Origin of the sequence: Salmonella sp. 2020_1395 (genome assembly GCF_043848115.1) — a bacterium.
Classification (GTDB): Bacteria; Pseudomonadota; Gammaproteobacteria; order Enterobacterales; family Enterobacteriaceae; genus Salmonella; species Salmonella enterica.
Window position 1 is genome coordinate 493301 of the sequence record NZ_JBCMFH010000001.1, and the last position, 10310, is coordinate 503610.

8 protein-coding genes and 1 pseudogene are annotated in these 10310 nt (G+C 52.4%); 2 read left to right on the plus strand and 7 right to left on the minus strand.

Annotated features, from left to right (window positions below):
• Positions 1–140: 140 nt before the first annotated feature.
• The 3 genes from ACH0WD_RS02525 to ACH0WD_RS02535 all read right to left on the minus strand — a co-directional run bounded on the left by ACH0WD_RS02525 (position 141) and on the right by ACH0WD_RS02535 (position 4916).
• Entirely contained in the window at positions 141–1796 is a 1656-nt protein-coding gene (locus ACH0WD_RS02525; protein ID WP_001081954.1) for a glucan biosynthesis protein D, read from the minus strand.
• A gap of 219 nt (positions 1797–2015) precedes the next feature.
• Positions 2016–3524: a carboxylesterase/lipase family protein gene (locus tag ACH0WD_RS02530; protein ID WP_000933973.1), complete on the minus strand. Its 1509-nt coding sequence runs from the start codon at positions 3522–3524 to the stop codon at positions 2016–2018.
• Between the two features lie 48 nt (positions 3525–3572).
• On the minus strand, positions 3573–4916 hold the full coding sequence (locus tag ACH0WD_RS02535) for a VOC family protein (RefSeq protein ID WP_000024098.1): 1344 nt from the start codon (positions 4914–4916) through the stop codon (positions 3573–3575).
• Between the two features lie 292 nt (positions 4917–5208).
• On the opposite strand from ACH0WD_RS02535, the gene ACH0WD_RS02540 reads away from it, so the two are divergent.
• Positions 5209–6132 (plus strand): LysR substrate-binding domain-containing protein, encoded by a 924-nt coding sequence (locus ACH0WD_RS02540; RefSeq protein ID WP_000414259.1) that lies wholly within the window; start codon positions 5209–5211, stop codon positions 6130–6132.
• Between the two features lie 60 nt (positions 6133–6192).
• Here ACH0WD_RS02540 and ACH0WD_RS02545 read toward each other — a convergent pair whose 3' ends face one another.
• The 3 genes from ACH0WD_RS02545 to ACH0WD_RS02555 all read right to left on the minus strand — a co-directional run bounded on the left by ACH0WD_RS02545 (position 6193) and on the right by ACH0WD_RS02555 (position 9412).
• Positions 6193–7818, minus strand: coding sequence for a methyl-accepting chemotaxis protein (locus ACH0WD_RS02545; protein ID WP_000528480.1), 1626 nt, complete (start codon positions 7816–7818; stop codon positions 6193–6195).
• Positions 7819–7986: 168 nt separating this feature from the next.
• The gene (locus ACH0WD_RS02550) at positions 7987–9105 is read right to left on the minus strand and encodes an S-(hydroxymethyl)glutathione dehydrogenase/class III alcohol dehydrogenase (protein ID WP_000842141.1); all 1119 of its coding nucleotides are present in this window, start codon (positions 9103–9105) and stop codon (positions 7987–7989) included.
• A 31-nt stretch (positions 9106–9136) separates the two neighbouring features.
• Positions 9137–9412, minus strand: a complete 276-nt coding sequence (locus ACH0WD_RS02555) for a metal/formaldehyde-sensitive transcriptional repressor (protein ID WP_001120770.1) — start codon at positions 9410–9412, stop codon at positions 9137–9139.
• Between the two features lie 522 nt (positions 9413–9934).
• Between ACH0WD_RS02555 and ACH0WD_RS02560 the strand changes: the two are divergent.
• Positions 9935–10198, plus strand: a pseudogene (locus ACH0WD_RS02560) (effector protein); the annotation flags it as partial.
• On the opposite strand, the gene ACH0WD_RS02565 reads toward ACH0WD_RS02560, so the two are convergent.
• The coding region (locus ACH0WD_RS02565) for an IS1 family transposase (RefSeq protein WP_001691633.1) at positions 10199–10310 on the minus strand (112 nt) is incomplete at its 5' end. It lies immediately after the preceding pseudogene.

Sequence of the window (10310 nt, forward strand, 5' to 3'; positions counted from 1 at the left end):
AGGGATAAACAGGAAGGACTGTTGCAAAAATAGAACGATGGAAAGGCCGTGTCACAAAAACAGCGGCTCACGAATGAGTTTATGTCAGGGCTATTTCCGGAACCTGTACCGCCTTTGTGGCGGTACAGAAGGCAAACTGACTAACGCATGATACGATCGTCGACATAACGGCGCTTATCCGGCGCGGGCGGGAAATACTGATACAGCCAGGTTTCGCTGATAGCTTCCCCCTGGCAGCGCAGGAACATACGCATATCCACCGGTGCCGTAGAATCCGAGGTCGGATACCAGTCAAACTGGATACGATAACCGTCGAAAGGCTCAACGTAGAGGATCTCAATCTGCTTCGCCTCGCCACTGGAAAGCGTAATCACCGGCTCAATGCCTTTTGGCGCGGCCGCTTTCAGATCGCCGCCGACAAAATCAATAGCAAAACGGCGCGCCCATTTATCCGGGTAATGTTCGCCCGGCGCCCAACCTTCGGGAAAGCCGCCCATCCCTGTACGGGTCGCCATGACCCGCGCAAGCGGAGATTGTACCGGCGGCTGCGCGCTCCAGTACAAACGATAATTAAACGCCAGCGTATCCCCGGCTTTGATCGCTTTTTCCGGCTGCCAGAAACAGACCACATTATCCAGAGTTTCGCCAGTGGTTGGGATCTCCATCAGGCTAACTGCACCTTTCCCCCACTTACTGCGCGGCTCCACCCACAGGCTCGGACGTTTGTTGTACCAGCCCATCACATCCTGATAATGCGAGAAATCGCGATCGAGTTGCAGCAGGCCGAACCCTTTTGGGTTATCGTCCATATATGCATTGAACTGCAATTTCTGCGGATTATTCAGCGGGCGGCAAATCCACTCGCCGTTACCCCGCCACATCGCCAGCCGATCGGAATCGTGAATTTGCGGATGAATGGTGTCGCATACCCGACGTTCATTATTCCCACAGCTAAACATACTGGTCATCGGCGCAATGCCAAGTTGCTTTATATCTTTACGGGCGTAGAGATGGTTTTCTACATCCATGATCACCTGCGTTTTTTCGCAATGGATCACAAACTTATACGCACCCGTCACGCTAGCGCTGTCCAGCAGAGCGTAAACGGTAAACGTAGTATCGCCCGGCTTCGCGGTGTCAAACCAGAAGGCGGTGAAGTCAGGGAACTCTTCCTGACCGTCAGTATAGGTATCTATCGCCAGCCCGCGAGCCGACAGGCCATACTGATAAGTATCATCTACCGCCCGGAAATAACTGGCGCCCAGGAAGGAGACAACATCGCGCCGCGCCAGTTCCGGCGCTTTAAAGACACGGAAACCGGCGAAACCGAGATCGCTCTGCCCTTCCAGTTGCGTCGTGTCGACGCCGGCATCGTTGTATTTAAACAGTTCCGGGCGAAAATGGATCTCGCGAGCAAGATGCGTCGTCGTATCAACGGAAAACATGCGTACGCGACGACGAAAGCCCATCCCTACGTGGAAAAACTGAATATCGAGCTGCCGGTTGGCAACACCGTTCCAGAGTGAATGCGCCGCGTCATACTGAATGCTGTTATAGGCCTGCGGCGTCAGATTGGCGAGCGTATCCGGCAAGGGTCCCGGCGCGCCGCCCCAGGGCTTTTTCGCTAACGCCTGGGCCATTGATTGCAGACCAGCAAAATCAAAACGGACAATTTTACCATCCGCAATATCGGATTCCGCGGCAAACGCCGCCTGAGAAAAGAGGGAAGCAATACCGCTGGAACCGCACACGGCGGCCATTGCCATTGAACCTTTAATAAATCGTCTACGATTCATACCTGAAAATGAGTCCTTCTGGTCTTGTGAATGGTCCCGCGCTGGTTTTTTCAGCAGCAAGAATGTGCCCGTTTCTGACCGCTCACTCTAGACAAAATTCATTAATAATCCAATTGTTGGTCGCCTGGAAACTGTGCAAAAGCGTAAATATTTTATGTCGATAAGAACCGACCTAATCGGATGTAAACCTCACGCAGCATTCTTCAGGTTATGAAAAGTTTATTCCAGACTAACGTGATGTTTCATGACTCGTTTAAACAGCGCCAGACGCGCACGCATAAAGCGGTTTTCCACTTTAAAACCGGCAAGTTTGTTCAGCCCAATCCGCAACAGACGATCTCGCCCCCGAATGCTGGCGGGCCAGCGAACCGGGCCGTGCAGCACGTCGCGCGTGCGGCTGGCATGACGAGCGAAATTCACCCAGTAATCCGCCACCTGCGAGGCAAAGGCCAGGTCATTCTCATTCACATAATGGCATGTGGGCTCAGCCCGCGTTAACGTATCGAATACATACGGTATTTCATTGCCATGACAGGCACCATTCGCGTAAGTGTTATGCTCCGCTTCGGCGACATAATCAAACCAGTAACGCCAGCACGGTTCGCCGATCCGCTGCTGCGCTTGCATGACGACATAACCCAACGTGGTAAATACCATATCCCGACAGACCTGCCGCCCTAGCGCTTCGTCGCCTTTCACTCGAGGATAAAGCAGTCGGATTAACCCCAGGCCAACACGCCGCTCACGGCGCATTTTTTGAATTTGACCGGCAATATCGACGCCAAAAACTGCCAATACGCTGGCTTCATCGCTATTCGAGCCAATCATCACCGGTATGGGATGCTGTTTCGCCGCAAAGAAGGTTTCCAGCATCGGATGCGGCAGCACGACGTCGCCGGAAATCGGCGTCGGCGCAATTTTAAAAGGCGCGTCCAACGGCCAAAACGTCTCTGCCGGTAAAGCGCGTAGCTGTTCGGCAGTGGCATGGGCTAAGCCAAGATGTTCTGCCAGCGCAACGCCTTTTTTTAGCGCCACCTCGCGGGGCGTATCCGGCAGCGTATAACCACTCTGAATAATCGCTTTATGAAAAAGCCCCTTCGCCAACGGCGAAGCCATCAACGACAGCACGCTGCGGGCGCCGGCGGATTCGCCAAATAACGTCACATTCTGCGTATCGCCGCCAAACGCGGCAATATTGTCCTGCACCCAACGCAGCGCAGCGATTTGATCGAGTAAAGCGAAATTATGAATACACTCCGCCTCTTCGCCTTCCAGCGCCGGATGCGCGAAAAAGCCCAGATGGCCAAGCCGATAATTGACCGTCACCACGATCGCGCCGCGTTTCGCCAGCGCATGACCGTCATAGGGCGGCAAACTCCCCGCGCCAATGGTGTAACCGCCGCCGTGTAGCCAGACCATGACCGGCAACGGTTCATGACGTACGGCGGGAGCCCAGACGTTCAGATAGAGACAGTCTTCGGAAAAATTTCCCGGATCGCCGCCGCCGAGTTCGCGACACCAGGTAATATCCTGCCAACTGGCGCAGGAGAAACAATCCGCCTGGCGCACATCCTGCCAGGGCGTAACAGGCTGCGGCGCACGCCAGCGTAGCTCCCCTGTTGGCGGCGCGGCATAAGGTATACCGCGCCAGATATGGATTTCTTCCTGTACGACGCCCACGATTTTACCGTGACGCGTCGCCACCAGCGGGATGGAGGGATTCAACATAACGCCTTCCTTTTACAGTATCCTCACAGCCTGTGAAGCTTACCGCTTTTAAAGCAGACCGCAACGGCGTTTACTGCGTTCTTCCGCTTCCTGATATAACGAAAATTCATCCCGTACAGCACATCCCAGCGCCTGTTCAAAGGCGTCGCGGCTGGCATTGCCGTGGCTTCTGGCCAGCATTTCATTTCCCAAATTCGACTGAAAAATGCCGGCTGCGCTGACCGGAAGAAAATCTTCATAGGTAATCGGCTGCGCGATCACCCAACCGCGCTCAATAAGCGGCTGCGGATCGTCGCCAGGATGGATCGCCTGACGATGCGCCTCGCCGGATGGCGTTAAGCGATAGCGGAACCAGGCAAGCCCCTGCTGGCGAAGCAGAAATTCGCTATCCGGAAAGGCGTTAAAGACCTCCCGCAAATGGAGTTGATGCGTGAAGTTATCCTTACCCGTTCCCGCCTTGTGCAACAGTTCGTCATATAATCGACGACCTTTTGGCGTCAGCGCGACGCCACGTTGCTCAATTTCGCCGAAGCGCGCCGTGTGCGTACCCTGCTTTTCATCAACGAAGAGCACCTGCTCTTCCAGGGCTTTGAAACTGGTTTGCCGCAACAGAATAGGCACTTCGCGGCGAGGCGGACCTTCGATAAGAGTTTTAGGCGTAATGCCGCACTCCGGCATCATGGCCTGTACCCGGTCGATATCCAGAGTACGCGGCGTCAGATGGTTAATGTGACATCCCGGGAAACAGACCACGTCGGCAATTAAACGATGCTCACGATGCAGGCTGCGGTACGTTTCTTCATCAACGGTAGCCTGACGATGCCAGCGAAAAGTCTCCAGCGTTTCACGGACGAACTCTTCGGCCTGAGCAGCACTAAAACCGCCCTGCTCGTCGTACTCATCCAGCAATTGTCGGCAGCGCGATGTAAAAATATCCCGCTGCGATAAGATTTCCGCCGCCCGCTGGCGTAATGCCGCGTTTTCAATGAGCTCCAGGCGTAATAACGAAGTGAACATGCGAAAGGGATTACGCGAGAGCGAAGCCTCGTCAATGGGACGAAATGCCGTGGAGTGCACAGGCACGCCCGCCTGAGAGAGATCGTAATAACTTACTGGGTACATCCCCATGATGGCGAATATCCGACGCAAGGTAGAAAGTTCTTCTGCGGTGCCAACACGAATGGCGCCATGCCGTTCCACGTTCAATCGCGCCAGTTCATCGGCATTAGCCAACTGCTCATGCAGTTTGGGATTATTTTCCAGCACCGCCAGATTCACGTCAGCCACAAGTTCCAGTAACGTACCGTACTGCGGAACTTCCTGCTGGTACATTGCCGACATTGCCTGCGAAAAGTGTTCCCGAATCTCATCTGCCGTGATGGTGTTCGCCATAATGTCATGCCTCCAGTGAATGTTACCTGGAGTGTAGAAAACCTCATCCATTCCGGGGAGAAGAATTTATAAAGTGTGATCCGGTCTGAATTCATTATGCAGAACGGATTGACATGAGCTGGCATATCCCCGACCAGATCGCGGCTTAACACGCTTAACGGCAGTTGAATCATCAGTAAAATAAAACAGTTGTAACTTGAAATGGTAAAATGTTAATAATATTTTGCTATCAGGTTATCAAAAACAAACAACTTTACTTGTCACCCGCACGGCTCTGTTTTTAACATCGCTTATGGAAAAAAATGGTCTGTTTAGTCAGCGCATTCGGTTGCGCCACCTTCATACATTTGTCGCCGTTGCGCAACAGGGAACTCTGGGGCGCGCGGCTGAAACCCTTAACCTGAGCCAGCCAGCGCTTTCTAAAACGCTGAACGAACTGGAACAACTCACCGGAACCCGGCTGTTTGAACGCGGGCGACTGGGCGCGCAATTAACGGTTCCTGGCGAACAATTTTTGACTCATGCGGTAAAAGTATTAGATGCATTGAATACCGCCGGGCAGGCGCTGAATCGCAAAGAGGACGCCAGCGCCGATGTGGTGCGTGTTGGCGCGCTCCCCACCGCTGCGCTGGGTATACTCCCGGCGGCTATTGGGCGGTTCCATCAACAGCAAAAATCGACCTCGTTACAGGTCGCGACCATGAACAATACGATGTTGCTTGCGGGTCTGAAATCAGGCGAGATCGATCTGGGTATTGGCCGCATGTCAGACCCGGAATTAATGGGCGGTTTAAATTACGAACTGCTGTTTTTAGAATCGCTTAAATTAGTGGTACGCCCCGGTCATCCCCTGTTACAGGAGACGATCACGCTCAGTCGGGTTATGGAGTGGCCGGTAGTCGTTTCGCCAAAAGGCACGGTACCACGCCAGAATGCGGAAGCCCTGTTGCAAAGCCAGGGGTGTAAAATGCCTGCCGGATGTATCGAAACGCTATCCGCATCGTTATCACGACAACTGACCGTAGATTACGATTACGTCTGGTTCGTCCCCTCTGGCGCGGTTAAAGAAGATCTTCGCCAGGCGACGCTGGTCTCATTACCCGTGCCGACCCAGAGCGCAGGCGAACCGATAGGTATTCTTACGCGAGTTGATATCCCGCTCTCAACCGGGGCACAAATGCTGATTGCGGCGATCCGTAAATCGATGCCGCTGTGATAGCGGCTGTCGGACATTAACCGCGCCCGCGGCTAAAATAGCCCGCTGGCGCGACGCTTACTAAAGGAAGGATGATCGCATCGTCGCGCCAGTATCCTGTAAATGAAACGCATCAACGGCTTGCGTCAAGCGGGCGGCCTGTTCTTCAAGCGAAGCCGCCGCCGCGGACGCCTCTTCGACCAGCGACGCGTTTTGTTGCGTAACCTTGTCCATCTCAGAAATCGCCTGACTGACCTGAACAATACCGCGACTTTGCTCATCAGAGGCTGCCGCGATATCGAGCATAATATCGGTGACGCGTTTGACGGCATCCACAATCTCATTCATGGTGCTCCCCGCAGCGATAACCTCTTCAGATCCTTGTTCAATCAGGCTGACCGATGCGCCGATCAAGCCTTCAATCTCTTTTGCCGCCTGCGCGCTGCGACTGGCGAGGGTACGAACCTCACTGGCGACCACCGCAAAACCGCGTCCTTGTTCCCCGGCGCGTGCCGCCTCGACCGCCGCGTTTAGCGCCAGGATGTTGGTCTGGAAAGCGATACTGTTAATGACGGCGGTAATTTCCGAGATTTTTTTCGAGCTGGTGGAAATATTCCCCATCGTTTGTACGACCCCGGAAACCATCTGGCCTCCGCGACTGGCTTTACCGGAAGCATCTTCCGCTAGTTTGCTGGCGTGATGTGCATTATCCGCATTCTGTTTAACGGTTGCCGTCAACTGTTCCATACTGGCTGCGGTCTGTTCAATGGCGGCAGCCTGCTGTTCAGTACGAGAAGATAAATCCGTATTACCGGCGGTAATTTCGCTGGTGCCTCGATAAATTTCCTCCGCCCCCTGACGAACCGCCCCTACCGTTTGTTGCAACGCATGCTGCATCTGCTGAAGATGATGACTCAGGCGACCTATTTCACTGCGTCCTGTGGGCTCGTCAGCCATGGTCAGATCGCCCGCCGCAATGCGTTCGATACGTGACGCAGACTGCTGCAAGGGTTGTATCACCGTGCGACGCAGCACCATGAAGGTCATTAACGTCAATACCAGTGCCAACGTAAATGCGCCAATCATAAACATCATACCGAGCCGGGTACGTTGGTAAGCCTGCTCGCTAAGTAGTCTCGCCCGCTCGGTGCGCAGTTCAATCGCTTTCAACAGGACATGGTTATATGCGGCATCCAGTTGTTTTGCCTGCTCGTTTTCATGATTAATGATCGCTTCGAACATGCCATTTTTGGCAAATTTCAGCATCGGTTGCAGGCCGTTGATATAGGCGGTGTAGCGGGCGTTTAACTCGTTATCCAATGCGTCATCGGCGGGTGTTTTCACCGCTCTGGACATATAAGCGTTAAAGCCGTCCTGAGACTGCTTGATCCGCGTTTCCGCAGCGGCAATATTGGCTTTCATTTCATCCATTTCAGCAATCCGGCTCGCCGCGCCAGCGTGGATCATATTGATACGTGCGGTACGTAAGTGGTTAGCGCTGTTGGATAATCCCATCCGTACCTGAATCTCGTCCGTGACATCACGCTGATCGCGATCGGCCTGTAATAGAAAATAGCCTGCCAGCCCGGCGCTCAAAGCAAAAAGAAGAAGGATGCCACCGAGAATGGAGGAAAACAGCGGAACCAGCCGAATATGATGCAGGAAGCCCAGTTTATGCGAGGCTTGCATCGAGAATGTGTTGCCCATGACCGTCGACTCTCTTGTAAGTTTTATGCGTAAAACACGCCCGTTAGATAGTCATCGGCACTTCGTGACGTTTGCTTACCGCGAAAAGCATCGCCTTCGTCACATTTTCACAACATTCATTCCAGAAAATTCAGAAAAGCGCCAGCGGAAAATCCGCTGGCGGATGAATCAGTTATCGCCAAAATGGATAACAGTACGGATGGATTTACCCTGATGCATCAGTTCAAAGGCATCGTTAATCTGCTCCAGCGGCAGGCGGTGAGTAATAAAAGGATCTAAACGGATTTTACCGTTCATCGCATCTTCTACCATCCCTGGCAGCTGCGTGCGCCCTTTCACGCCGCCAAAAGCGGAGCCACGCCAGACGCGACCGGTCACTAGCTGGAAGGGACGGGTTTTGATTTCCTGCCCTGCCCCCGCTACGCCAATAATAATGCTTTCGCCCCAGCCTTTATGACAACATTCCAGCGCTGCTCGCATCACGTTAACGTTGCCGATACATTCAAAACTGAAATCTACGCCGCCATCAGTAAGCTCAACAATAACGTCCTGGATCGGTTTGTCGTAATCATTCGGATTAATAAAGTCCGTGGCCCCCATTTCGCCCGCCAGCGTAAATTTTTCCGGATTCGTGTCGACAGCTAAAATACGCCCGGCTTTAGCCTGAACCGCGCCCTGAATAACCGCCAGCCCAATACCGCCTAAACCAAAAACGGCAACGGTGTCGCCCGCTTTCACTTTAGCGGTGTTATGGACGGCGCCAATACCCGTCGTCACGCCGCAGCCCAACAGACACACTTTATCCAGCGGCGCCTGCGGGTTCACTTTCGCCAGAGAAATTTCCGCGCAAACGGTATATTCGCTGAACGTGCTGGTTCCCATATAGTGATAAACGGGTTCGCCGTTATAAGAAAAGCGGGTAGTGCCATCCGGCATCAGCCCTTTTCCCTGAGTGGCGCGTACGGCCTGACAAAGGTTAGTTTTACCGGACTTACAGAACTTACACTCGCCGCATTCCGCCGTATACAGTGGAATAACATGATCGCCGGGTTTCAGGCTGGTGACCCCCTCGCCGACCTCGACTACCACGCCGCCGCCTTCGTGACCCAGGACTGCCGGGAATACGCCTTCCGGATCATCGCCGGAAAGGGTAAAAGCATCGGTGTGGCAAACGCCGGTATGAGTGATTTTGACCAGAACTTCGCCTTTTTTCGGCGGCGCAACGTCAATCTCGACAATTTTTAACGGCTGACCGGGACCAAAAGCAACTGCTGCACGTGATTTCATATATCTCTTCCTGTTACGGTGAGGGAAATTGTTATTTTAGATAAGCGCGAAGAAGATGGCCGATTTCCGCCATCCGAACCGCGCGCTGATCTGGCGTAGTCTCCCCGCTGACCAGCTCATCTTTCAGATGGATTTCAACCATTTCACTCATCAGGCCATTAGACGCGCCGCGCACGGCGGCAATCTGTTGCAGAATCGCCAGACAAGGTTCGCCAGACTCAAGCGCCCGCTCCAGCGCTTCTACCTGCCCGCGTATGCGACGAACACGGGTAAGGATACGTTTTTTATCTTCAGGTGAATGCGGCATTCGACCTCCATATACTATAGGGGGGTATACTATCAGAATTTTATGTTTATGTAATTGTAAAATTACACACAATATAAAAATCAATAGCTTATAGATTTCCGGCATAGACCATCAAGAATCAGTTCACATTCAGCATATTCAGCTCATGGGAACTTTTTCAGGCCACAGACAATAAACACCAAAGCTTTCTTTCTAAGCTGCAATGTTCTGCCCGACTGGGGCACAGAGGTAATGCCGGTAAATCCAGTCCCATTACCCAGAAGTAAATATTTGCTTAATAGTTTTTATTTACTCACCAGGTGGTAATGAATAAAGGTTATGATATGAAGATGTCAGTCTTGTAAGAACGTAACATCACAACTGCGATACACCGCCGACGGGTAGCGAAAATATCTCAACCCTGTGTCTTTCCAGGCTTAGTCAATGTGGACAAAAAATCAAATGAGCGTTATTTGAAAGATTTTTAATACCCAAAAGCGTCATCATTATTGTTAATTTGAAATCAATCTCAGGTAATAATCCATGCCTATTTCGATTTGTAAACATGGTGCTCCTTTTGTTGTTCAACATGAAAATCGGTACGGTTCCGGTGCAAGTCAGTCATCATCACTTTCAAAATCAATCCGCCATATTAGCAACTCTCATGAGGAAATAAAATTTATAAGTTGCTATAGTGCAAATGGAGCCTGTTTTTCCAATGCACAGATGCTAGCCAATGCCTCAGGGAGGCCTGTTATAGGTTACTATGGGAAGGTAAATAAGTTAACAGCCGGTAATGACTCCAACTTACTGATAGTGTTTTATGTTCAGATAATGCCCGATGACTTTGTCATGCAGCTCCACCGATTTTGAGAACGACAGCGACTTCCGTCCCAGCCGTGCCAGGTGCTGCCTCAGA